Here is a 22,688-nt window from a genome sequence, read left to right on the forward strand (position 1 = left end):
GACCGCGACCTTCCGCTGAGCCGGGTGTCGCTGGAGGGTCGCGCGCCCGCCGACGTGCCCCCCTACGACGAGCCGCGGGCCGAGGCGGCCGTGCGCGAGCTGCTGCTCGCCGTCGGCGAGGACCCCGACCGCGAAGGGCTGAAGGACACCCCCGCGCGGGTGGCCCGGGCGTACCGCGAGATCTTCGCCGGGCTGCGTCAGGAGCCCCGCGACGTGCTGACCACCACGTTCGACCTCGGCCACGAGGAGATGGTGCTGGTCAAGGACATCGAGGTGTTCTCCACCTGCGAGCACCACCTGGTGCCCTTCCACGGTGTGGCGCACATCGGCTACATCCCCAGCACCGACGGACGCATCACCGGGCTGTCGAAGCTCGCCCGGCTCGTGGAGGTGTACGCCCGGCGCCCTCAGGTCCAGGAGCGGCTCACCACGCAGATCGCGGACTCGCTGGTGCAGATCCTCGAGCCGCGCGGCGTGATCGTCGTCGTGGAGTGCGAGCACCTGTGCATGTCGATGCGCGGCGTGCGCAAGCCGGGCGCCCGGACGGTGACCTCGGCGGTGCGGGGGCAGATGCAGACCGCCGCCACGCGCGCCGAGGCGATGAGCCTGATCCTGGGGCGTTAGCCCATGACCTCCCGCGACGCCGTGGTCGCCGGCCTGCCGGAGCTCACCGGCACCGGCCGTTGCCTGGTGATGGGCGTCGTCAACATCACCCCGGACTCGTTCTCCGACGGCGGGCAGTGGTTCGAGCCCGACGCCGGCGTCCGGCACGGCCTCGACCTGCTCGGCGAGGGCGCGGACGTCCTCGACGTCGGCGGGGAGTCCACGAGGCCGGGTTCGGCCCGCGTCGACGAGGCGGAGGAGCTGCGCCGCGTCGTCCCCGTGATCGGTCGGCTCGCCGCCGCCGGGGCCGTCGTGTCCGTCGACACCACCCGCGCCGCCGTGGCGGCGGAGGCGGTGGCCGCCGGGGCGAAGATCGTCAACGACGTCTCGGGCGGGCTCGCCGACCCGGCGATGGCGGACGTGGTGGCCGCCACCGGCGTCGCGTACGTGGCGATGCACTGGCGTGGCCACGCGGACGTGATGGACGACCTCGAGGTGTACGACGACGTCGTCGCGGAGGTCCGCGACGAGCTGGGTGCGCGCATGGCGGCCCTGACCGACGCCGGTGTCGCAACCGAGCAGATCGTCCTCGACCCGGGTCTGGGGTTCTCGAAGGCCGGCGCGCTGAACTGGCCCCTGCTCGCCCACCTGGACGCCCTGCACTCCCTCGGCCGGCCGGTGCTGGTGGGTGCGTCGCGCAAACGCTTCCTCGGTCACCTGCTCGGTGACGCCGGTCCCACGGGCGCCCCGGTCCCGCCGTTGGAGCGCGACGACGCGACGGCGGCGATCTCGGCGCTGTCCGCGCAGGCCGGAGCCTGGTGCGTGCGCGTCCACTCCGCTCGTGCCAGCGTGGACGCCGTCCGCGTCGCCGCGGCGTGGGAGGATGCCGCCCGCACGAACTCAGACCCACCCCCGGTGCACGCCGCAGCGGCCGGGGACTCGACGACGGAGGCAAGCCCGTGACGTACGCCGACACCGTGCCAGGTCCGGACGGCCGGCCGCTGGACCAGATCCGGCTGACCGGGGTGAGGGCGCTGGGGCACCACGGCGTCCTGCCGCAGGAGCGCGCCGACGGCCAGACGTTCGTCGCCGACGTCGTGCTGCACCTGGACACCCGTGCGGCGGCGACGTCGGACGATCTCGCGCGGACGGTCAGCTACGCGGAGGTCGCCGAGGACGTGCACGCCGTCCTCGCGGGCGAACCCGTCGACCTGGTGGAGACGCTCGTCGAGCGGATCGCCGCGGTGGTGCTGGACCGTCCGGCGGTGCAGGCGGTCGACGTGCGCGTGCACAAGCCGCAGGCGCCCATCGAGGTGCCGTTCGACGACGTCGAGATCGTGGTGCGGCGGGACAGGGTGAACCTGCCCGCCGTCGCCTCGCCCGCCGCGGGGGTCCCGGCGGCGCTGCTGACCCCGGAGCCCGCCGACGTCCCTGCGCCGCACGACGTGCCCGCGCCGCCGGTCCCGGTCGCGGACGCCTTCGCGGCGCAGGCGCACGGCACGGACGAGGCGGACGCCGACCCGGGCGAGGTCCGGGAACCGCTGGAGCACGTCGAGGACGCCGTCGAGCCGACGCCCCTCGACCCGCTCGACGAGGCTCCCTCGTCGCCCGTGGGGGCCGTGCTCGCTCTGGGGGCGAACGTCGGCGACCCGCAGGGGACGCTGCGCGCCGCGGTGACGGACATCGACCGCATCCCCGGCGTGCAGGTCATGGAGGTCTCGCCGCTGGCCCGGACGGTCGCCGTCGGGCCGGAGCAGCCGGACTTCCTCAACGCCGTGCTGCTGGTGCGGACCACGTTGCCGCCGCGCGACCTGCTCGGCGCCTGCCAGGAGGTCGAGCTCCTGCACGGCCGCGTCCGCGACGAGCGGTGGGGGCCCCGCACGCTGGACATCGACGTCATCACCTACGGGGACCTGACCTCCACGGCCGAGGACCTGGAGCTGCCGCACCCGCGGGCCCGCGAGCGGGCGTTCGTGCTGGTGCCGTGGGCCGAGCTCGACCCCGAGGCGGTCCTCGGCGGTCTCGGTGGCGGGCCGGTGTCCCAGCTCGCCGCGACCGCTCCCGACCGTGGCGGGATCCGCTGGCTCGCGCTGGACTGGCTGACCGAACCGGCCTCCACCGGCGCGGTGCAGGTCCAGGCCGCGCCGGACGTCGCGCCCCAGGACGTCGCGCCTCAGGACGATGCGCCTCATGACGCCGGGGCCCCGGGTTTCGAGCCCCAGGACGTCGAGCCCCACGACGTCGAGGAGCCCGGCCACGCCGAGCAGGCCCCGTCCGAGCACGCGCCGTTCGAGCACGCCCCGTCCGGGCCGGTGCCCGTCGCGCCGGAACCTGCCGCGTACCCGCCCTCGGTCGACCCGACGTCGGACGACGCGAGGCGGGAGCGGCCCGTGACCGACCAGGCTCCCGCCGTCCCCGCGCCGACCGACGGACCGTTCGGTGCGCCGGGCTCCCTCCCACCCGCGCCGCACGCCGCGCTGCCCGCGGACCCTGACCTGCCGCCTGCCGGGTCGAGCCTGCCGGGCGCGGAACCGCAGGCGCACGTCGTCCCGCCGGCGCCGTGGGCGTACGAACCGGTGGAGACGATCTCGGCACCGCAGCCTGCGGCACCGTCGGCTCTGCCACTGCCCCCGCCCGAGCCTTCGCAGGTCGTGCCTCCCCAGCCCGTGGCCCAGCACCCCGCGGCCCAGCACCCCGTGGCCCAGCAACCTGCGGCCCCGCACCAGACCTCGGCCGGGCCGTCGACCGGGGAGGCCCCCTGGGCGACGCCGGCGCAGGGGTTCTACCAGCCCGAGGTGCGGGTCTACGAACCGTCGCCGGCCGTGTCGCAGGCACCCGCGGCGCGTCCCGCCCCGGAGGCGTCGGCACCCGAGCCCTACGAGCCGACCGCGTACGAGCCGACCGCGTACGAGCCCACCTCATACGAGCCGACCGCCTACCAGCCGACCGCCTACCAGCCGACGGCTCACCCGCCCGAGACCCGCGGGTCCGTGCCGCACGCCGATCCCGACGTCTACCCCCCTGAGCGGGAAGGTCCTCCGGCCTACGTCCCGCAGCCGCTGAGCGGGCCGCACCAGGTCGCCCCCGGATTCGTGCAGCCCGGATTCGTGCAGCCCGCCGACCCGCCGAGCCCCTTCCACCCCGACCGCTACTCCGACGACCCGGATCGCCGGACACCGGGTCACGGCTGACGTGCGGCGCACCCGGGTCCGGGCCCTGCTGACGCTCGCGGTCGCGGTCGCGGCCTTCGGCACGGTGCTGCTGCGGCTCCTGGAGTCCCGCGGCACGTACCTCCCGGGCGCGGCGTTGGTCGAGGTGGTCGCGCTCGCGCTCCTCGCGGGCCTGGTGCTGTGGGCCGGCTGGTCGGTGCGCGCCTACCTGCGCGGGGACAAGCCGGACCTCGACCCGTTGCGTGCGGCACGCACCTTCGCCATGGCCAAGGCCGCGGCCTGGACGGGCGCTCTCCTGGCCGGCCGGTACGCGGCCGCGGTGCTCGTCGTGCTGCCCCAGCTCGACGTCGAGGCGCGGCGGGACCAGGCGATCGTCTCCGGGGCGGCGCTGGTGGTCTCCGTGGTGCTCGCCGTCGTCGGTCTGGTGGTCGAGAAGTTCTGCGAGCTGCCGCCGGACGAGGACGACGGCGAGGCCGACGCGGTCACGTCCTGACGTCGTCGTCCCGCTGACGGCGGCGCATGGCCTGCCCCCGCTGGTGGGAGGATAGGGCCATGACCAGCATCGAACCCGAGCCGCAGGCCGGAGCCGTGCCGGACGTCCCGTCGGCGCCCGCCCCCGCAGGCGACCCGTTCCAGCCCGCGGGAGTGACCTGGGACCGGGTGTCGACCCGGCTGATCCCGGCGCGTCTCATCCTGGTGGGCCTCTGGCTCGGGCTGCCGCTGGTGCTGTGCGCGGTGCTCGCCGTGATCCTCACGCCGTGGCTGTGGATCCCGGTCGCCGTCCTCGCGCTGCTGGCCCTGTGGGTGGGTCTGCTGATCCCGCGCCAGGTCCGTGCAATGGGGTACGCGGAGCGCGACGAGGACCTGCTGATCCGCAAGGGCATCCTGTTCCGCCAGCTCGTCGTCGTGCCGTACGGGCGCATGCAGTTCGTCGACGTCACGGCCGGGCCGCTGGCCCGCCGGTTCGGCATCGCGACGGTCCAGCTCCACACCGCGGCCGCCAGCACCGACGCGGAGATCCCCGGGCTTCCCCCGCAGGAGGCGGAGCGCCTGCGCGACCGTCTCAGCGCGCACGGCGAGGCGAGGCTGGCGGGCCTGTGACCGGCGTCGAGACCCCCGTCCGGGAGCAGCAGTGGCGGCGGGTGCACCCCGTCACGCCCCTCGTGCGGGCGTGGGCGGTCGTGGTCGCCCTGCTCTTCGTCCTCGGCAGCCAGATGCTGGACAGCATCGAGTACGCGGGCGAGGTCGCCGGGCAGGTCGCCCGGCTGTGGTGGGTGGCGCTGCTCGCCCTGGTCGTCTTCCTCCTGGTCGTGGTGGGCTTCACCTACCTGGCGTGGCGGATGACGTCGTACGCCGTGGACGACGACGCCGCACACCTGCGCAAGGGGATCCTGTTCCGCCAGCAGCGGCACGCGCGCCTGGACCGGCTCCAGGCGGTGGACGTGCGTCAGCCGCTGCTCGCGCGGCTGTTCGGCCTGGCGGAGCTGACGCTGGAGGTCGCGGGCGGGTCGGACTCCGGGGTCGCGATCGGGTTCCTGCGCCTGGAGGACGCGAACCAGCTCCGTGCGGAGCTCCTCGCGCGCGCGGCGGGCGTCAAGGCGCGTCGTGCCCAGCAGGCCGCAGGTCCGCCCGCGGCCGGGTCGGGCGCGTCGGGCACGGGCGCCCCGAGCGCGGAGGGCCCGGCGGTGGACGCGGCGGCCGGCGCTGCCGCTGCGGTCGGTGCGACCTCGTCCGCCGGGGTCGACGGTGCCGTCGATCCGACGGTCGCCCCCGGGGGGCCGGGGGACCGGGGCGTGCCGGTCGACCTCGACGTCCCGGCGCAGGAGGCGCCCGAGAACCTCGTCTACGAGCTGCCGCCCGGTCGGCTCGTCTCCTCGCTGCTGCGGCTGCCCGCCATCTGGATCCTGCTGGTCGTGCTGGTCGGGCTGGGCGTCGCCGTCGGGGTGACACGCAACTTCGGGTTGCTCGGGTCGATCCTGCCCGGCCTGCTCGGTGCCGGCGCCTACCTGTTCAGCCGGTTCGCCGGGGAGTTCGGGTTCCGGGCGGCGATCTCGCCCGACGGCATCCGGCTGCGGCACGGACTGCTGGAGACCCGCGCCCAGACCATCCCGCCGGGGCGCGTCCAGGCGCTGTCGATCTCGCAGAGCTTCTGGTGGCGCAGCAAGGGCTGGTGGCGGGTCAAGGTCAACGTCGCCGGGTACGGCGTCGAGGGCCCGAACCAGACCCAGCACGTGCTGCTGCCGGTGGGTCCGCGGGACGAGGCGCTCACGGCGCTGTGGCTCGTGCTGCCCGACCTCGGCAGCGACGGGGTCGAGGCGGTCGTCGACGAGGGGCTGACGGGGGACGCGCGCACCGACCGCTTCTTCACGACGAGCCCTCGCTCCGCCCGGCTGCTGGACCCCATCAGCTGGCGGCGCAACGGTTTCGCGGTCGCCGACCGCGTCCTGCTGCTGCGCACGGGTCGGCTGACCCGGGTCCTGACGGTGGTGCCGCACGAGCGAACGCAGTCCCTCGGCGTCGCCCAGGGCCCGTGGCAGCGTCGGCGCGGGCTCGCGTCGTTCACCGTGCACTCCACGCCCGGACCGGTCACGCCCCAGGTGGCGCACCTCGCGTCCGACGACGCCGCGGGTCTGCTGTCCGAGCAGTCGGTCCGTGCTCGCACGGCCCGGGCGCACCAGCCGCCCGAGCGCTGGATGGAGCAGGTCGTGGCGCTGGCGCCCGCGCTCGGGATCGACGTCCTCGACCCGGACGAGGACGACCACGGTGCCGGCTACGACGGTGATGGCCGCGACGGGGGTAGCTCGTCCCGGCGAGAGGTGGACGCATGAGCGGGGTGACGCCGTCGGGCCTGCCCGGCGGGGACCCCGGCGCGCGTCCGGGGCGGCTCGGGGTGGGCGTCGTGGGCGCGGGTCGCGTCGGTGCGGTGCTCGGCAGCGCGCTGCGCTCGGCCGGGCACACCGTCGTCGGCGCGTCCGGGGTGTCCGAGGAGTCCCGGGAACGCATCGAGACCCTGCTGCCCGGCGTCCCGAACCTCACGGTGCCGGAGGTCGTCGAACGTGCCGAGCTGGTGCTGCTGGCGGTGCCCGACGACTCCCTGGCGGACCTCGTCGCCGGTCTGGCGGAGGTCGGCGCCTGGCAGGGCGGTCAGCTCGTGGTCCACACCTCGGGCCGGTACGGCACGGGCGTGCTCGCCCCGGCCCAGCGGGCGGGTGCGATCCCGGTGGCGCTGCACCCCGCGATGACCTTCTCCGGCATGTCCCTCGACCTGGCGCGGATCGAGGGCTGCACGTTCGCCGTCACCGCGCCCGCGGCCGTGCTGCCCATCGGGCAGGCGCTGGTCGTGGAGATCGGCGGGGAGCCCGTCGTCGTCGACGAGGGCGCGCGCGAGCTGTACCACGCCGCCCTGGCGCACGCCTCGAACCATCTGGTGGTGCTCGTCGCCCAGGCGGCGCAGGCGCTGGAGGCCGCGGGCATCGACCGGCCCGGCCGGGTGCTCGCCCCGCTGCTCGGCGCGGCCCTCGACGGCGCGGTCCGGTCGGCGGACGTGCGCGACGACGTCGGCCCGGGCGCCATCGCGGCCCTGACCGGACCCGTGTCCCGGGGCGACGCGGGGACGGTCACCGCCCACCTGGAGGTCCTGGAGGACCTCGCGACCCGCACGGGCGCGACCGACGTCCCCGCCACGTACACCGAGCTGGCCCGCGGGGCGACCCGCCGGGCCCTCGCGAGCCACCGCATCGACGACGTCGCCGCTCGCCGGCTCCTCGACGTCCTCGACGAGTCACCGAAGGAGCACCCATGACGGACGAACCGGAGACGCCGTCTCACCAGTCGACCCAGCCGACCCAGTCGACCCAGCCGGCCCGGCCGGCCCAGCCGGCCCAGCCGGCCCAGTCGACCCAGCCGACGGTGCCGAGCGCGCCGGAGGGCGGCGGTCCCGTCGTCGTGCGCACCCGCGACGAGCTGCGCGACGCCCAGACGGCCTGGACGCTGAGCGGTCCGGAGCCGACGGACCGGCGCGCCGTCGTCATGACGATGGGCGCGCTGCACGAGGGCCACCTCGACCTGGTGCGGCGTGCGCGCGAGGAGGCGGGGCCGACCGGTCAGGTCCTCGTGACGATCTTCGTCAACCCGTTGCAGTTCGGTCCCGGTGAGGACCTCGACGCCTACCCGCGTGACCTCGACGGTGACGTGGCCCGGCTCGCGGGCGTCGGCGCGGACGTCGTCTTCGCGCCGACGCCGGACGTCGTCTACCCGGACGGCGACCCGGTCGTGCGCGTCAGTGCAGGTCGGATCGGTGAGGTGCTGGAGGGCGCGTTCCGCCCGGGGCACCTGGACGGCGTCCTGACGGTGGTCCTCAAGCTGCTGCAGCTCACCCGTCCTGACGTGGCGCTGTTCGGGCAGAAGGACGCCCAGCAGCTCCTCGCCGTCCGACGGATGGTGCGCGACCTCGACCTGGGGGTGGAGATCGTCGGCGTCGCCACACGACGGGACGACGACGGCCTCGCGATGTCGTCGCGCAACGCCTACCTGTCCGACGCCGAGCGGTCCTCCGCGCTGGCCCTGTCCGCCGCGCTGGCCGGGGGCGCCCGCCAGGCCGCTGCCGGCGGTGGCGCGGCGGCCGTGATCTCGACGGCGTCGGGAATCCTCAACCAGGTTCCCGACGTTGTGGTGGACTACCTCGCACTCGTCGACCCGGCTACCGTGGAGGAGGTGCCTGCCGAGCACACCGGGCACGCGCTGCTGCTCGTCGCCGCACGCGTGGGCACCACCCGACTGATCGACAACCAGGCCGTGGACGTCGTCGCGCCCCCGCAGCAGGGGGAGCCCGCAGGCCAGGAGGCAGAAGAACGTGACTGAGCTGAACCCCGCCGCGGCGGACCCTGCGGACGCCCGCCGGGCCCCGGCGCGCCGTCCCGCGTCCCTGACGCGACCGATGATGATCGGCAAGATCCACCGCGCCACGGTGACCCAGGCGGACCTGCACTATGTGGGATCCATCACCGTGGACACCGACCTGCTGGAGGCGGCCGACCTCATCCCCGGTCAGCAGGTCGACGTCGTCGACGTCACCAACGGCGCGCGGCTGACGACGTACGTGATCCCGGGCGAGCCGGGCTCCGGCCAGATCAGCATCAACGGTGCCGCGGCCCACCTGGTGTCCCCGGGCGACGTCGTCATCATCATCGCCTACGGCATGCTGTCCGACGCGGACGCCCGCTCCTTCCTGCCGAACGTCGTCTTCGTGGACGAGCACAACCGGATCGTCGAGGTGCACGACGACCCGGGCCAGGTGCCCGACGGCTACGGACTGGTCGCCTCGGGACTCCCGCTCGGCGCCCGGTGACGCCAGCCCGTCTCGCCCGGTCCCTCGCGGCCCCGGCTCCCGGCTGGACGACGCGCGCCGACGCCGTCGTCGTCGGGTCCGGCATCGCCGGGCTGACGGCCGCGCTCGAGCTGCGCACCAGGGTGCCGCGGGTCCTGCTCGTCACCAAGGCCGAGCTGTCCTCCGGCTCGACGGTGTGGGCGCAGGGCGGCATCGCCGCCGTCCTCGACCCGGACGACACCCCCGCCGCGCACCTGCACGACACCCTCGTGGCCGGCGTCGGGCTGAGCGACCCGGCGGCCGTCGAGGTGCTGGTCACCGAGGGCCCGGACCGGGTGCACGAGCTGGTCGCCCGCGGCGCCACCTTCGACCGCGCGGACGACGGCGGGATCGCCCTGACCCGCGAGGGCGGGCACCGGGCGGACCGCATCGCCCACGCGGGCGGGGACGCCACGGGTGCGGAGATCTCCCGGGCGCTGGTCGCCCAGATCGAGGCGGTCCAGGACGACCCCGGCATCGAGGTCATCGAGAACGCGCTCGTGCTGGACGTCCTCACCTCGGCGCCGTCGGCGACGGGCGAACGGGCGGTGGCGGGCGTGACGCTGCACGTGCGCGGCGCCGGGTCCCGCGACGGGGTCGGGGCGGTGCTCGCACCGGTCGTGGTGCTCGCGACCGGGGGAGTGGGGCAGGTATTCCGCTCGTCGACCAACCCGCCCGGGGCGACGGCGGACGGCATCGCGGCCGCGCTGCGTGCCGGGGCCGTGCTGGGCGACCTGGAGTTCGTGCAGTTCCACCCCACCGTGCTGTGGCTCGGCGCGGGCGCGAGAGGTCAGCTCCCGCTCATCAGCGAGGCCGTCCGCGGCGAGGGTGCGCTGCTGCTGGACGTGCACGGGCACCGCTTCATGCCGGCCGTGCACGAGCTGGCCGAGCTCGCGCCGCGCGATGTCGTCGCGCACGCGATCGTGCGGCAGATGGCCGCCACGTCGTCGGACCACGTCCTGCTGGACGCCCGGGGGCTGGGTGCGCAGTTCCTGCAGCGCCGGTTCCCCGGCATCTCGGCCCGTCTGCGCCAGGCCGGGCTCGACTGGGCCGAGGAGCCCGTGCCGGTGGCCCCCGCGCAGCACTACCACTCGGGCGGGGTGGTGACCGACCTGCGCGGACGCACGTCGGTGCCGGGGCTGTACGCCGTCGGCGAGGTCGCCTGCACCGGTGTGCACGGTGCGAACCGGCTGGCGTCCAACTCGCTGCTGGAGGGCCTGGTGTTCGCCCACCGGGCCGCGCACGACGTCGCCGCCCGGTTCGACACCGGCGAGCTGGGCACCGCGCCCGAGCCTGCCGAGCGTCCGGGCGGGGCGGCCCTCGTGGCGGCCGCGGCGCGGTCCCGGGTGCAGCGGATCGCCTCGGACGGCGCCGGGCCGATCCGCAGCGCCGAGTCGCTGGACCGTGCGGACGCGCTGCTCGCGGACGTCACGACGACGGCGCACGGCGCGGTCGGCGTCGTCGCGGCCCCGCAGGCCGCCGAGTGGGAGACCACCAACGTCCACCAGGTCGCCCGCGCGCTGGTGCGGGCGGCAACCGTCCGCACCGAGAGCCGCGGAGGACACTTCCGTGCCGACCACCCGCACCGGGACCCGGCCTTCGAGCGGCGGATCACGGTGCGGTTGGACGACGACGGCGGTCTCGTCGTCGCCTAGTCCCCGGCGCGGGCCGGGACCCCGGGACGGTGGCGGCCGCGGCCGCGGCCCGGCCGACGGCGGGCGACGGGCACTGCCCGCGCCACGGGTCGTCGCTCAGAGGCGCCGCTCGCGCCGGTACAGCACGCGGGCCCATGGTGGGCATGGCCGTGCCTCCGGGCGGGACGCGTGCAAGGTGTCGGCGATCAGGCGAGCGGTCGCCGGACGACGACGTCGCCGTAGCCGGTGCCCGCCCGGAGCTCGGCGGTGGACTCGTCCGCCACGGGGCCCTCGGTGGGGGTGAGCTGGTTGCGGACGGTGCCGTGCTCGCAGCTCAGGTCGAGGTACGCGGCGGTGCCCTCGGGGACGCCCACGTCGATGGTGCCGAACGAGGTGGTGAGGTCGGCCGTGCCCGCCTCGAGGCGGTCGACGCGGATGGACGCGTGCGCCGACCTCGCCGTGACGGTGCCGAGCGACCGGCTCACGGAGATGTCGCCGTTGGAGCCGCGTACGGTCAGGCTGCCGGTGACGGTACCGACGCTGACGGTGCCGTTGGCGGCCTTGACGGAGCTGTCCCCGCTGACGTGGTCCAGGCGGACGGAACCGGCGCTGGCGGAGATCTGGGCGCTGCCGGACGTGCGGCCGACGGTCACGGAGCCCGCCGCGACCTTCAGGACGAGCCGTGCGGCGTCGTCCACGCGGGCGTCGCCCGCGGCCAGCGACATCTCCACGACCCCCAGCGCTCCCTCGGCGTACAGGGAGCCCGTCTTTCCGCGGAGCTCGGAACCGGCGGGCAGCTCGACGCTGATGTCGGCGGTGCCGGCGGCGAACGGCAGGACCCACTGCTTCCAGGAGCCCGGGTAGCTGATCGTGACGGTGTCCCCGTCACGGTCGACGCGGATCTCCTCGGCGGCCCTGACGCTGCCGGACCTGCCGGGATCGCTGGGCACGGCGGTGACGACGACGTCGTCCCGCTCGGAGGCGACGACGTGCAGGTTGGCGAAGGGGACGTCCACCTGGAGGTGGACGGGGTGGTCGACGGCGAACGTGGGCATGACGGAGCTCCCTCGGTGGTGTCTCGGTGGTGTCAGGGGTGTCAGGGGGTGTCGCGCGGACGGTGCGCCGGTGGGTGGGTGGGCGGTCAGCGCACCCAGCCGGTGACGCGGCCGGAGCCGCGGGTGTCGGGGCGTGGCGGTGCGGCCGGTCGGCCGGTGCCCTGTTCGAGGGCGCGGGCCACGGCTCGGACGAGCCAGGTGTTGACGGAGACCCCGTCGCGGGCGGCGGCGGTCTCGACCTGGGTCTTGAGATGGTCCGGCAGTCGCAGCGTCGTGCGGGTGGTGGAGCCCTCGGCCTCGGTCGGGGCGGGGGCCGCCTCGGTCGGCGGCGGGTTCGAGCCGAGGTCCGGGTCCGGGGCGGGCGCGGTGGTGACGACGAACTCGGGGGAGCCCTGGCGCAGCCGGACGTCGACGGAACCGGGGGCGAGCTCGGCGGAGATCTCTCCGGCGGCGTCGGAGAGCGCACCGAGCAGGGCGAGCCGGGCGGCGGCGTCGAGAGGGCCGGTCAGGCGCCCGGCGAGCTCGCGGGCGTCGTCCCCGCCGGCGGCGGCTGCGGTGGCGAGCTGCTGCTGCAGCTCGGCGACGTATCTCGTGAGGTCCATGACGCCATCATGACACCATCATGGTGTCATTGCAAGAGGTATGGCGTCAGATGTGGTGTCAGCGCAGGTCGAGAGCCAGGTCGAGGATCGGCGCGGAGTGCGTCAGCGCCCCCACCGAGAGGTAGTCCACGCCGGTCGACGCCACCTCGCGTGCCCGTGCCAGCGTGAGGTTCCCGGTCGCCTCCAGCTCCACGTGCTCCGGCACGCCGCCGCGACCCTGGCGCCCGCGCACCGCCGCGACCGTCGCGGCGAGCACCGGCGTCGCCATGTTGTCCAGGAGCAGGAAGTCCGCTCCCGCGTCCAGCGCCTCCATCGCCTGGTCGGTGGTGTCGGCCTCCACCTGCACCAGGACGTCGGGGAACGTCGAGCGCACCGCCAGGATCGCGGCCGCGACACCCCCTGCGGCGATCACGTGGTTGTCCTTGACCATCGCGACGTCGAACAGGCCCATCCGCTTGTTCGTCCCGCCCCCGGCGCGCACCGCGTACTTGTCGAGCGCGCGCAGGCCCGGCGTCGTCTTGCGCGTGTCGAGCACCTGCGCCCCCGTGCCGGCGAGCTCACGGGCGAACGCCGCCGTCGCCGTCGCGACGCCCGAGGCGCGCGAGGCCAGGTTCAGCAGCGTGCGCTCCGCGACGAGCAGCACCTGCGTCGGACCCGTCAGGGACGCCAGCACCTGGCCCGGGACGACGACGTCGCCGTCCTGCGCGTGGAACGTCACCTCGGGCGTGGGCAGGCCGAGCCGGTCCGCCGTGCGGCGCAGGGTCTCGGGCACCAGCACGAGCCCGGCGACCGTGCCGGCCTCGCGGGCGACGAGGTCGGCGGTGCCGGTGGCCGACGCCGGGATCGTCGCCTGGGAGGTGACGTCACGGCCCGGAGCGGTGCCGAGGTCCTCGTCGAGGGCGACCTCGACGGCGCGGGCCACCCACGCCGGGTCCAGCCCCGGCTCGACGGTGGAGGCGACGGGGTGCACGGGCAGCGCAGCGGCGGGACGGTCGTCAGGGATCACCCCCTCACGCTACTGGCCCGCCGCCCGCGCGCCGTCCGCCCCGTCCCCCTCGCGTCGCCCCCTCGTGTCGCCCCCTCGTGTCGCCCTCTCGTGTCGCCCTCTCGTGTCGCCCTCTCGTGTCGCCCTCTCGCGTCGCCCCCGGGTTCTCGCAAGGTGGTACCGCGGTGAGAGGGACGGTGGAGGTGGCGGTGGGGAGCGGGGGAGGTGCTGCGGGAGGGGCGGGGCCACCTGGCGCCGACCGTAGAATCGACGGGTGACCACCCCTGAGAACCTCGACGCCGCCGCGCCCGACGACCTGCCCGAGCAGCTGAGGGTCCGCCGCGAGAAGCGTGATCGCATCATCGCCGACGGGGGTGAGGCGTATCCCGTGAAGCTCCCGGTCACCCACACGATCGCGCAGGTCCGCGCGGCGTACGGGCACCTGGAGGCCGGTGAGGAGACCGACGACGTCGTGGGCCTGGCCGGCCGCGTGGTGTTCCTGCGCAACACGGGCAAGCTCTGCTTCGTGGCGCTGCAGGACGGCGAGGGCAACCGTCTGCAGGCGATGCTCTCCCTGAACGCCGTCGGGGAGGACTCCCTGGCGAGCTTCAAGGGTGACGTCGATCTCGGTGACCACCTGTTCGTGCACGGCCGCGTGGGCTCGTCCCGCCGCGGCGAGCTGAGCGTGTTCGCCGACGCGTGGCAGATGGCGGCGAAGGCGCTGCGACCGCTGCCGGTGCTGCACAAGGAGCTGTCCGAGGAGGCCCGGGTCCGGCAGCGCTACGTCGACCTCATCGCCAGGCCCGCCGCGCGCGACATGGTGCGCCTGCGCGCGGGAGTGGTGCGTTCGCTGCGTGAGAACTTCCACCGACGCGACTATCTCGAGGTCGAGACGCCGATGCTCCAGGCCATTGCCTCGGGCGCCTCGGCGCGGCCATTCGCGACGCACATGAATGCCTACGACATGGACCTCTTCCTGCGCATCGCGCCGGAGATCTTCCTCAAGAAGGCGGTCGTCGGAGGTGTGGAACGGGTCTTCGAGATCAACCGCAACTTCCGCAACGAGGGGGCGGACTCGTCGCACTCCCCGGAGTTTGCGATGCTCGAGGCGTATGAATCGTACGGCGACTACGACACGATGGCGGCGCTCACCCAGGATCTCGTGCAGACCGCGGCGCAGGACGTCCTGGGGACGACCCTCGTGACGCTCGTCGACGGCGAGGAGTACGAGCTCGGTGGTGAATGGGCTTCGTTGACGATGTACGGATCGCTCTCCGAGGCGATCGGCGAGGAGATCACCCCGCAGTCCTCGGTCGAGTCGCTGAGTCGACTGGCCGAGAAGTCCGACCTCTCGGTCGACCCGAAGAAGGTCAGCCACGGCAAGCTGGTGGAGGCGCTGTGGGAGCACCACGTGGGCGACCACCTGCACGCCCCGACCTTCGTGCGCGACTTCCCGGTCGAGACCTCGCCCCTGACCCGCGACCACCGCACTGTCGCGGGCCAGGTCGAGAAGTGGGACCTGTACGTCCGGGGCTTCGAGCTCGCCACCGCGTACTCGGAGCTCGTCGACCCCGTCGTCCAGCGCCGGCGGTTCGAGCAGCAGGCCCGCATGGCGGCGGGCGGCGACGACGAGGCGATGCTTCTCGACGAGGACTTCCTGACCGCGATGGAGTTCGCGATGCCCCCGGCCGGTGGTATGGGTATGGGCATCGACCGGTTGCTCATGGCGATCACCGGTGCCGGGATTCGCGAGACCATTCTGTTCCCGCTCGTCAAGCCGTCGAACTGAGGACCTGAAGATGGACACATTCTGGGCCGTCATCGCCGGTCTGATCCCGTCGGTCGGGGTCGGCCTGCTGTTCTGGTTCGCGATGCGGAAGATCATGCGCGCGGACCGTAACGAGCGTGCCGCGCTCGAGCGTGAAGAAGATTCTGTGCGCGCCACGGTTCCCGGAGCGTCAGACCAATGAATTTCGCCGCGCGCTGAGTTGACAATTGAACCGACGAACGGGCATGCTCGAATCGTCGGGAACAATTGAGGCATCAGAAAGGTGGCGGTGTGGTTCAGAAGACTCAGGTCGTGCTGATCGACGACATCGACGGCACGCAGGGCGACGAGACGGTGTCGTTCGCCCTGGACGGAGTGGCATACGAGATCGACCTCACGGCGGCGCACGCGGCAGAGCTGCGCGAGTCCCTCGCGACGTGGATCGGTCACGGCCGGAAGTCGGGCGGTCGTGCCGCGCCGCGTGCGGCAGGTCCGCGCCGCGGTCGGACGGATCGTGAGCAGCTCCAGAAGATTCGCGAGTGGGCCCGCGACAACGGCCACAAGGTCAACGAGCGAGGCCGCATCCCCGGACGCGTCCTGGAGGCCTACGAGGCCGCTCACTGACGAATCTCCTCGTGCCTGCGCCCCGGTCGGATCATTCCCGGCCGGGGCGTGGTGCTGTCCGGACCGGGTCAGAACTACCCTGGTCGCATGACGTCCCCGAGCACGCATCGCCTGTGGATCGGCACCTACCCCGGTGACGGTCGTGACCCCGGAACCGGCGAGGGCGTCTGGCGCGTCACCGTCGACGTCGCGACGGGAGCGCTGGACCACGCGGAGCAGGTGGCCGTGGTCGGCTCCCCGGCGTTCCTGGCCCGGCACCCGAGCGCCCCGGTGCTGTGCGCCGTCACCGAGACGACGCAGGGTTCGCTGACGGCGTGGCGCCTGGCCGACGACGGCGGGCTGGACCACCTGGTGACCCTCGACTCCGGCGGTGCCGGCCCCTGCCACGTCGTGCTGGACGAGCGGGCCTGCTGGGTGACGAACTACGGCGACGGCGTCGCCGCCGCCTACGGGACGTCGTCCGACGGCGTCCCCGTGGCCGCGCACCGCTCGCTGCACCTGGGGTCCGGTTCCGGGCCCGTCACGGACCGCCAGGAGGGTCCGCACGCCCACCAGGCGACCGTCGTCGGCGACCACGTCCTGGTCACCGACCTGGGGGCGGACGTCGTGCGCCGCTACCCGGTGGACCCGTCGCCCTCCGACCAGGGCGAGACGGCCGCGCAGCTGCCGGCAGGCACCGGCCCGCGCCACCTCGTGGTCCTGCCGAGCGGCGCGCTCGTGGTCGCCGGTGAGCTCGACGCCCACCTGCACGTGCTGGTCCCCACCGAGGACGGCTGGGAGCATGCGGGCAGCGTGCCCGTGTCGCCGTCGGCCGAGGGCGAGGCCTTCCCCGGGCACGTGACGCTGAGCGCCGACGGACGTCGCCTCCACGTCGGTCTGCGCGGCCCCGACGTCCTCGCGGTGCACGACGTGCACGACGGCGCCCTGCCGCGCCTCGAGCACGTCGCCGACGTCGCGCTCGGTGCGGGCGGGTGGCCCCGCCACCACGAGGTGGTGGCCGACGACGCCGGGACCGAGCTGCTGGTCGTGGCGCTGCAGCGCACGTCCGAGCTGGTCAGCGTGCGGGTGTCGCCCGCCGGGACCGGTGAGGTCGTGGCCCGCGCACCCTGGGCGACGCCGCCGTCGTGCGTGCTGGTCGAACCGTGACCGACGCCTCCGGCGAGCGTTGCGCACCGCGGGTCGCGATGCTCTCGGTGCACACCTCGCCGCTGGACCAGCCCGGCACGGGGGACGCCGGGGGCATGAACGTGTACGTGCTGGAGCTGTCCCGCGCGCTGGCGCGGCGCGGTGCCGAGGTCGAGATCTTCACGCGTGCGACGTCGTCCGCGCAGCCGCGCGTGGTGGACGCCGAACCGGGGGTGCGTGTCGTCCACGTCCCGGCCGGTCCGTTCGAGGGGCTGGACAAGAACGAGCTGCCGGGCCAGCTGTGCGCCTTCACCGCCGGCGTGCTGCGCGCCGAGGCCCACCGTCCTGCCGGGTGGTACGACGTCGTGCACTCGCACTACTGGCTGTCCGGCGAGGTGGGGTGGCTCGCGGCCGACCGCTGGGACGTCCCCCTCGTCCACACCATGCACACGATGGCGCGCGTGAAGAACGCGGCGCTCGCGCCGGGCGACGTGCCGGAGCCGCAGGGCCGCGTCATCGGCGAGGAGCAGGTGGTCGCCGAGTCCGACGCCCTGGTCGCCTCGACGCGCGAGGAGGCCGAGGACCTCGTGCGGTTCTGCGGGGCGGACCCGGACGCGGTGCACGTCGTCGCCCCGGGTGTCGACCTGGACGTGTTCGCCCCGGCCGCCCCGGCCGACGGGGGAGCCGGGCCGGCGGCGCGGACCGCGCTGCGCGAGCGACTGGGACTGCCCACCGACCGCCCGGTCGTGCTGTTCGCGGGGCGGGTCCAGCTCCTCAAGGGCCCCGACGTGCTCGTGGGTGCGCTCGGCGAGCTGGAGCGCTCCGGCGCCGAGCGCCCGCTGCTGGTGGTGCTCGGGGGAGCGAGCGGGCGTCCGACGGCGGTCCGCGAGCTCCGGGCGCTCGCGCACACGCTGGGCGTCGCGGACGACCTGGTGGTGCGGCCCCCGGTGGCGCGGGCCGAGCTCGCCGACTGGTACCGCGCCGCCGACCTGGTCGCGGTGCCGTCCCACAACGAGTCGTTCGGCCTGGTGGCCGCCGAGGCGCAGGCGTGCGGCACGCCGGTCGTGGCCGCGGCGGTCGGGGGACTGCGGACCGTGGTGGTGGACGACGTCTCCGGGGTGCTCGTCATGGATCACGAGCCCGCGACGTGGGCGCGCGTCCTGGGTGGTCTCCTCGCCGATCCCGGGCGTCGTGACCGGCTGGCGGCGGGGGCGCGGCGGGCCGGCGAGCGCTTCTCCTGGGACCGTGCCGCCGCCGCGATGCTCGACGTCTACGCCCAGGCGGCCAAGACCCACCGCACCGCGAGGTAGCCCGCTCCGTCCCCAGGCCGCAGGCTGCCGCGAGGCAGGAGGCTCCTGGAGGCGGCACGGTCGGGAATGCCGTCGTCGGCCGGCGACGTTGCCCTGAGCATGCCGATCACCGGAGAGTACGTCCCCAGCCCGTCCGCCCGTGCCGCCGACCAGGTCGAGGAGTACGAGTCCTCCGGCGGCACCCGTGGCACCACGATGCGGGGCAAGCCCGTCGTCGTGCTCACCACCGTAGGCGCGAGGAGCGGCAAGGTGCGCAAGATCCCGCTGATGCGCGTGGAGCACGACGGCGCCTACGCCGTCGTCGCCTCGATGGGCGGCGCACCGCAGCACCCCGTCTGGTACCACAACCTCGTCGCGCACCCGCAGGTCGAGCTGCAGGACGGCCCGGCCAAGCACGACTACGTCGCCCGCGAGGTCACCGGCGAGGAGAAGGCCACGTGGTGGGAGCGGTCCGTCGCGGCCTGGCCCGACTACGCCGAGTACCAGAAGAAGACCGACCGCGAGATCCCGGTCTTCGTGCTCGAGCGCGCCTGAGGACGTCCGGACGTCGCCGTCCCGTCATCCGACCCTGGGTGCGCGGCGGGCCGCAGGCAAGGCAGGATGGAGCCATGACCTACACCCTCGTGCTGCTCCGCCACGGCGAGAGCGAGTGGAACGCGAAGAACCTCTTCACCGGCTGGGTCGACGTGCCGCTGTCCGAGAAGGGCACGGCCGAGGCCAAGCGCGGCGGCGTCCTGCTCCAGGACGCCGGCGTCAGCCCCGACGTGCTGCACACCTCGCTGCTGCGCCGCGCCATCATGACCGCGAACCTCGCGCTCGACTCCGCCGACCGCCACTGGATCCCCGTGAAGCGCTCCTGGCGCCTCAACGAGCGCCACTACGGTGACCTCCAGGGCAAGGACAAGAAGCAGGTCCGTGACCAGTACGGCGAGGAGCAGTTCATGCTCTGGCGCCGCTCCTACGACGTGCCGCCGCCGGACATCGAGCTCGGCTCGGAGTTCTCCCAGGACGCCGACCCGCGCTACGCCGGCGAGCCGATCCCGCGCGCCGAGGCCCTCAAGCAGGTCCTGGACCGGGCTCTGCCGTACTGGGACGCCGAGATCGTGCCCGACCTGCAGGCCGGCAAGACGGTGCTCGTCGCCGCCCACGGCAACTCGCTGCGCGCGATCGTCAAGCACCTCGACGACATCGACGACGAGACCATCGCCGGGCTGAACATCCCCACGGGGATCCCGCTGCTCTACGAGCTGGACGAGGACACCCTGAAGCCGACCAACCCGGGCGGCACCTACCTGGACCCGGAGGCTGCGAAGGAAGCGATCGCAGCGGTGGCGAACCAGGGCAAGTAGGTCCTGCCGAGGCGGTGGGTCGAGGGCGGAATGCCTTCGGCCCACCGCCTTCGTCGTCCCGGCGGGGCCGGGTCGTCGAGGGCGGTGGGCCGATGGAGGGTCCCGGGACGACGACGGGGCGTCAGACCTCGGCGGGGGACGACGCCGGGCTCGTCTCCGCCTCGAACGCCCCGGTGACGAGGAACGTGATGCGGCGTGCCACGGACACGCCGTGGTCGCCGAACCTCTCGTAGTAGCGACCCAGCAGGGTGACGTCGACGGTCTCCTGCGCCGTCCCGGTCCAGTCGGGCGACAGGGTGGCGGCGAAGGTGTCCTGGTGGAGCTGGTCGATGGCGTCGTCCCCCTGCAGGATCTCCTCGGCCAGGGCGACGTCGCGGGTGGCGAGCAGCTCGGTGGTGCGGCGCGCGACGAGCCCTGCGGCCTCGTTCATCGCGACGAACGTCGGGCGGGCCGACGCCGGGATCGCGAGCGCGGGGTAGCGGCCACGCGCCACCTCGGCGACGTGCTGGGCGAGGTCGCCCATCCGCTCGAGGGTGGCGCTGATGCGCAGGGCCGAGATGATGACCCGCAGGTCGGTGGCGACGGGCGCCTGCTGGGCGAGCAGGTGCACGCACCGCTCGTCCAGCTCGTTCTCCAGCCGGTCGATGGCGTGGTCGGACGCGATGACGCCCTGGGCGAGCTGGTGCTCGCCGTCGAGCAGCGCTGCGCCGGCCCGCGTGATCGCCGACTCGACGAGACGGCTCATCTCGATCAGGCCGTCGCCGACCTGCTTGAGCTCGGCATCGAAGATCTCTCGCATGGGTGTCCTCTCGAAATATGTGGCCGAGACAGCCTCGCAGGCGCCCCGGACACCGAGGTGAACGCCGGGCGGTGCGCAGGTGAACAGTGGGCGACGCGCCAGAGAGCAGTTGCCACAGTGGCACGGCGTGGTGCTCGGCGCGACCTAGGCTGAGGTCCGTGGAGGGAATCATCCAGGGTGCGACCGCCGTCGTCGCCGGCGTGCTCGGCGTCGTCGTCGGCGTCGTGGCCGCGCTCGCCTTCCGCTTCTCGGACCGGGTGCAGCGGCGGGACGGCGACATCCCCGCGGCGGAGCTCGACGAGGGTCTGGTGCGCGTGCTGTCGGTGCTGCGCTCGGCCGCCGTCGTGGTCGACGACGACGACGAGGTGGTGCGTGCCTCCCCGCCGGCCTACGCGCTCGGCATCGTGCGCAACGACGCGCTCGTGCACGTCCCCATCCAGGAGCTGGTGCGCGAGGTGCGCCGCGACGGCGTCATCCGCGAGCAGGAGCTCGAGGTGCCGCGCGGGCCCATCGGCTCCGGCACGGTGATGCTGCAGGTGCGGGTCGCCCCCCTGGGCATGGACAAGCTGCTGGTGCTCGCCGAGGACCGCACCGAGGCGCGCCGCGTCGAGGCGATCCGCCGCGACTTCGTCGTCAACGTCTCCCACGAGCTCAAGACGCCGGTCGGCGCGCTGGCGCTGCTGGCGGAGACCGTGCAGGACGCGGCGGACGACCCGGTCGCCGTGCGCCGGTTCACCGGACGCATGCAGGCGGAGGCGACCCGCCTGTCGGCGCTGGTGCAGGAGATCATCGAGCTGTCCCGCCTGCAGGTGGCCGGTGCCCTGCAGGCCATCCGCCCGGTGCCGGTGCGCGACGTCGTCGACGAGGCCGTGGACCGGGCCCGCACGACCGCGCAGGGCAAGAACATCACGATCACGGTCGGTGGTTCGCGCGACAGCGTCGTCTTCGGGGACCACAACCTCCTGGTGACGGCGGTGCGCAACCTCCTGGACAACGCGGTCTCCTACTCGGGGGAGAACACGCGCGTGGGCGTGGGCGTGCACGAGCGCGGCGGGCTCGTCGAGATCGACGTCGTCGACCAGGGCATCGGGATCTCCACGGAGGAGCAGGCCCGCGTCTTCGAACGCTTCTACCGTGTCGACCCGGCGCGCTCCCGTGACACGGGAGGGACCGGGCTCGGTCTCAGCATCGTCAAGCACGTCGCCGCCGACCACGGCGGGGACGTGCGGGTGTGGTCCGAGCCCGGCAAGGGCTCGACCTTCACCCTGCGCATCCCGGCGGCCGACCTGCCGGCCGACGGGCTCGGCATCGACTCGTCGGACACGCCCGCACCGGGCGAGGAGCCGGACGACCTGCACTCCCCGTCCATGTCGCGACCGCGACGCGGGCGGGACGAAGATCACGGCGCCGTCGGTGCGCCGTCCGACAAGGAGGTAGGCGCGTGACGCGCATCCTGGTGGTCGAGGACGAGGAGTCCTACCGCGACCCGCTGACGTACCAGCTCACCCGTGAGGGCTTCGAGGTCGTCGCCACGGCGAACGGCAACGACGCGCTCGACCGGTACGACGACGGCGGTGCGGACCTGGTCCTGCTCGACCTGATGCTGCCGGGGCTCAGCGGCACGGAGGTGTGCCGTGAGCTGCGTCAGCGCGGCGACGTGCCGATCATCATGCTCACCGCCAAGGACTCGGAGATCGACAAGGTCGTGGGCCTGGAGCTGGGCGCCGACGACTACGTCACCAAGCCGTACTCGTTCCGCGAGCTGCTCGCCCGCATGCGTGCCGTGATGCGGCGGCGCGGGGCCGCGGCGGAGCACCCGGGCGCGTCCGCCGACGACAACGGCGACTCCGTGCTGGAGGTCGGCGTGGTGCGGATGGACGTCGAGCGGCACACGGTCGCCGTGAACGGCGAGGCCGTGTCGCTCCCGCTCAAGGAGTTCGACCTGCTGGAGCTGCTGCTGCGCAACGCCGGTCGGGTCCTCACCCGCGGCCAGCTCATCGACCGCGTGTGGGGCGCGGACTACGTGGGCGACACCAAGACGCTGGACGTCCACGTCAAGCGCATCCGCTCCAAGATCGAGCCCGACCCGGGCACCCCGACCCTGCTCCTGACGGTCCGCGGGCTGGGCTACAAGTTCGCCGACGGGGAGTCCTGACGCCCCACGACGGCGTCGGCTGATTGCCCTCGGGCAACGGTCGCGACAATCTGCCCACGTCTGTTCATGCGTCGTTCATCTTTTCCTGGTCGCCGGTCCACCTGGGGTCCTTAGCGTTCCCGACGAGCGCCGGCGACCGCCGGT

The 22,688-nt window shown here is 74.1% G+C and carries 23 protein-coding genes; 19 read left to right on the plus strand and 4 right to left on the minus strand.

The genetic code is table 11. The features are described 5' to 3' along the window. The first annotated feature begins 24 nt into the window (after positions 1–24). The 10 genes from folE (at position 25) to ACNHYB_RS13650 (ending at position 10,793) form a co-directional block, all read left to right on the plus strand. The gene (folE, locus tag ACNHYB_RS13605; RefSeq protein WP_418278060.1) at positions 25–624 is read left to right on the plus strand and encodes a GTP cyclohydrolase I FolE; all 600 of its coding nucleotides are present in this window, start codon (positions 25–27) and stop codon (positions 622–624) included. Between the two features lie 3 nt (positions 625–627). Further along, positions 628–1,566, plus strand: coding sequence for a dihydropteroate synthase (gene folP / locus ACNHYB_RS13610; protein WP_418275878.1), 939 nt, complete (start codon positions 628–630; stop codon positions 1,564–1,566). Then, positions 1,563–3,794 (plus strand): 2-amino-4-hydroxy-6-hydroxymethyldihydropteridine diphosphokinase, encoded by a 2,232-nt coding sequence (gene folK / locus ACNHYB_RS13615; protein ID WP_418275879.1) that lies wholly within the window; start codon positions 1,563–1,565, stop codon positions 3,792–3,794. Before folP ends, folK begins: the two co-directional genes overlap by 4 nt. Before the next feature lies 1 nt (position 3,795). After that, positions 3,796–4,266: a DUF3180 domain-containing protein gene (locus ACNHYB_RS13620; protein ID WP_418275881.1), complete on the plus strand. Its 471-nt coding sequence runs from the start codon at positions 3,796–3,798 to the stop codon at positions 4,264–4,266. 59 nt (positions 4,267–4,325) lie between these two features. Then, a complete protein-coding gene (locus ACNHYB_RS13625; protein WP_418275882.1) occupies positions 4,326–4,874 on the plus strand; it encodes a PH domain-containing protein in 549 nt (182 codons plus the stop codon). Next, on the plus strand, positions 4,871–6,601 hold the full coding sequence (locus ACNHYB_RS13630) for a PH domain-containing protein (protein ID WP_418275883.1): 1,731 nt from the start codon (positions 4,871–4,873) through the stop codon (positions 6,599–6,601). Before ACNHYB_RS13625 ends, ACNHYB_RS13630 begins: the two co-directional genes overlap by 4 nt. Beyond that, positions 6,598–7,575, plus strand: a complete 978-nt coding sequence (locus ACNHYB_RS13635; protein ID WP_418275885.1) for a Rossmann-like and DUF2520 domain-containing protein — start codon at positions 6,598–6,600, stop codon at positions 7,573–7,575. Before ACNHYB_RS13630 ends, ACNHYB_RS13635 begins: the two co-directional genes overlap by 4 nt. Beyond that, complete coding sequence (panC, locus tag ACNHYB_RS13640; protein ID WP_418275887.1) at positions 7,572–8,633, plus strand: pantoate--beta-alanine ligase; 1,062 nt, start codon at positions 7,572–7,574, stop codon at positions 8,631–8,633. The genes ACNHYB_RS13635 and panC overlap by 4 nt, the downstream gene beginning before the upstream one ends. 76 nt (positions 8,634–8,709) lie before the next feature. Beyond that, a complete protein-coding gene (gene panD, locus ACNHYB_RS13645; RefSeq protein ID WP_418278061.1) occupies positions 8,710–9,120 on the plus strand; it encodes an aspartate 1-decarboxylase in 411 nt (136 codons plus the stop codon). After that, positions 9,117–10,793 carry an L-aspartate oxidase gene (locus tag ACNHYB_RS13650; protein WP_418275888.1) on the plus strand — a complete coding sequence of 559 codons (1,677 nt, stop codon included), beginning with the start codon at positions 9,117–9,119 and terminating at the stop codon, positions 10,791–10,793. The genes panD and ACNHYB_RS13650 overlap by 4 nt, the downstream gene beginning before the upstream one ends. Before the next feature lie 185 nt (positions 10,794–10,978). Here the strand turns inward: ACNHYB_RS13650 and ACNHYB_RS13655 are convergent, their stop codons facing one another. The 3 genes from ACNHYB_RS13655 to nadC all read right to left on the minus strand — a co-directional run bounded on the left by ACNHYB_RS13655 (position 10,979) and on the right by nadC (position 13,435). Continuing rightward, a complete protein-coding gene (locus ACNHYB_RS13655; RefSeq protein ID WP_418275890.1) occupies positions 10,979–11,827 on the minus strand; it encodes a DUF4097 family beta strand repeat-containing protein in 849 nt (282 codons plus the stop codon). Positions 11,828–11,913: 86 nt separating this feature from the next. Continuing rightward, a complete protein-coding gene (locus ACNHYB_RS13660) occupies positions 11,914–12,429 on the minus strand; it encodes a histidine kinase (RefSeq protein ID WP_418275891.1) in 516 nt (171 codons plus the stop codon). 58 nt (positions 12,430–12,487) lie between these two features. Further along, positions 12,488–13,435, minus strand: a complete 948-nt coding sequence (gene nadC, locus ACNHYB_RS13665) for a carboxylating nicotinate-nucleotide diphosphorylase (RefSeq protein WP_418275892.1) — start codon at positions 13,433–13,435, stop codon at positions 12,488–12,490. 253 nt (positions 13,436–13,688) lie between these two features. Here nadC and lysS point away from each other — a divergent pair, with 253 nt between their 5' ends. The 7 genes from lysS (at position 13,689) to ACNHYB_RS13700 (ending at position 19,590) form a co-directional block, all read left to right on the plus strand. Continuing rightward, a complete protein-coding gene (gene lysS, locus ACNHYB_RS13670; RefSeq protein WP_418275893.1) occupies positions 13,689–15,203 on the plus strand; it encodes a lysine--tRNA ligase in 1,515 nt (504 codons plus the stop codon). A gap of 10 nt (positions 15,204–15,213) precedes the next feature. After that, entirely contained in the window at positions 15,214–15,384 is a 171-nt protein-coding gene (locus ACNHYB_RS13675) for a hypothetical protein (RefSeq protein WP_418275894.1), read from the plus strand. An 89-nt stretch (positions 15,385–15,473) separates the two neighbouring features. Continuing rightward, complete coding sequence (locus ACNHYB_RS13680; RefSeq protein ID WP_418275895.1) at positions 15,474–15,806, plus strand: histone-like nucleoid-structuring protein Lsr2; 333 nt, start codon at positions 15,474–15,476, stop codon at positions 15,804–15,806. Between the two features lie 87 nt (positions 15,807–15,893). Next, on the plus strand, positions 15,894–16,952 hold the full coding sequence (locus tag ACNHYB_RS13685; protein ID WP_418275896.1) for a lactonase family protein: 1,059 nt from the start codon (positions 15,894–15,896) through the stop codon (positions 16,950–16,952). A gap of 38 nt (positions 16,953–16,990) precedes the next feature. After that, entirely contained in the window at positions 16,991–18,241 is a 1,251-nt protein-coding gene (gene mshA, locus ACNHYB_RS13690) for a D-inositol-3-phosphate glycosyltransferase (RefSeq protein ID WP_418278062.1), read from the plus strand. Between the two features lie 99 nt (positions 18,242–18,340). Continuing rightward, positions 18,341–18,775, plus strand: coding sequence for a nitroreductase family deazaflavin-dependent oxidoreductase (locus ACNHYB_RS13695; protein WP_418275897.1), 435 nt, complete (start codon positions 18,341–18,343; stop codon positions 18,773–18,775). A 74-nt stretch (positions 18,776–18,849) separates the two neighbouring features. Next, the gene (locus tag ACNHYB_RS13700; RefSeq protein WP_418275898.1) at positions 18,850–19,590 is read left to right on the plus strand and encodes a phosphoglyceromutase; all 741 of its coding nucleotides are present in this window, start codon (positions 18,850–18,852) and stop codon (positions 19,588–19,590) included. Between the two features lie 121 nt (positions 19,591–19,711). Here the strand turns inward: ACNHYB_RS13700 and phoU are convergent, their stop codons facing one another. Further along, positions 19,712–20,389 (minus strand): phosphate signaling complex protein PhoU, encoded by a 678-nt coding sequence (gene phoU, locus ACNHYB_RS13705; protein WP_418275899.1) that lies wholly within the window; start codon positions 20,387–20,389, stop codon positions 19,712–19,714. A gap of 158 nt (positions 20,390–20,547) precedes the next feature. Here phoU and ACNHYB_RS13710 point away from each other — a divergent pair, with 158 nt between their 5' ends. Then, the gene (locus ACNHYB_RS13710; RefSeq protein WP_418275900.1) at positions 20,548–21,834 is read left to right on the plus strand and encodes a sensor histidine kinase; all 1,287 of its coding nucleotides are present in this window, start codon (positions 20,548–20,550) and stop codon (positions 21,832–21,834) included. Next, entirely contained in the window at positions 21,831–22,544 is a 714-nt protein-coding gene (locus ACNHYB_RS13715; RefSeq protein ID WP_418275901.1) for a response regulator transcription factor, read from the plus strand. Before ACNHYB_RS13710 ends, ACNHYB_RS13715 begins: the two co-directional genes overlap by 4 nt. Positions 22,545–22,688: the final 144 nt, after the last annotated feature.

It is taken from the genome of Isoptericola jiangsuensis (assembly GCF_048320105.1).
Classification (GTDB): domain Bacteria; phylum Actinomycetota; class Actinomycetes; order Actinomycetales; family Cellulomonadaceae; genus Isoptericola; species Isoptericola jiangsuensis_A.

What these genes read in the sequence shown, in the direction of transcription:
- ACNHYB_RS13635 (WP_418275885.1), top strand. Translation starts at nt 6,598, where the DNA reads ATGAGCGGGGTGACGCCGTCGGGCCTGCCCGGCGGGGACCCCGGCGCG.
- ACNHYB_RS13655 (WP_418275890.1), bottom strand. Translation starts at nt 11,827, where the DNA reads ATGCCCACGTTCGCCGTCGACCACCCCGTCCACCTCCAGGTGGACGTC.
- panD (WP_418278061.1), top strand. Translation starts at nt 8,710, where the DNA reads ATGATGATCGGCAAGATCCACCGCGCCACGGTGACCCAGGCGGACCTG.
- folP (WP_418275878.1), top strand. Translation starts at nt 628, where the DNA reads ATGACCTCCCGCGACGCCGTGGTCGCCGGCCTGCCGGAGCTCACCGGC.
- ACNHYB_RS13685 (WP_418275896.1), top strand. Translation starts at nt 15,894, where the DNA reads ATGACGTCCCCGAGCACGCATCGCCTGTGGATCGGCACCTACCCCGGT.
- ACNHYB_RS13675 (WP_418275894.1), top strand. Translation starts at nt 15,214, where the DNA reads ATGGACACATTCTGGGCCGTCATCGCCGGTCTGATCCCGTCGGTCGGG.
- panC (WP_418275887.1), top strand. Translation starts at nt 7,572, where the DNA reads ATGACGGACGAACCGGAGACGCCGTCTCACCAGTCGACCCAGCCGACC.
- ACNHYB_RS13700 (WP_418275898.1), top strand. Translation starts at nt 18,850, where the DNA reads ATGACCTACACCCTCGTGCTGCTCCGCCACGGCGAGAGCGAGTGGAAC.
- mshA (WP_418278062.1), top strand. Translation starts at nt 16,991, where the DNA reads ATGCTCTCGGTGCACACCTCGCCGCTGGACCAGCCCGGCACGGGGGAC.
- ACNHYB_RS13625 (WP_418275882.1), top strand. Translation starts at nt 4,326, where the DNA reads ATGACCAGCATCGAACCCGAGCCGCAGGCCGGAGCCGTGCCGGACGTC.
- ACNHYB_RS13695 (WP_418275897.1), top strand. Translation starts at nt 18,341, where the DNA reads ATGCCGATCACCGGAGAGTACGTCCCCAGCCCGTCCGCCCGTGCCGCC.
- ACNHYB_RS13660 (WP_418275891.1), bottom strand. Translation starts at nt 12,429, where the DNA reads ATGGACCTCACGAGATACGTCGCCGAGCTGCAGCAGCAGCTCGCCACC.
- phoU (WP_418275899.1), bottom strand. Translation starts at nt 20,389, where the DNA reads ATGCGAGAGATCTTCGATGCCGAGCTCAAGCAGGTCGGCGACGGCCTG.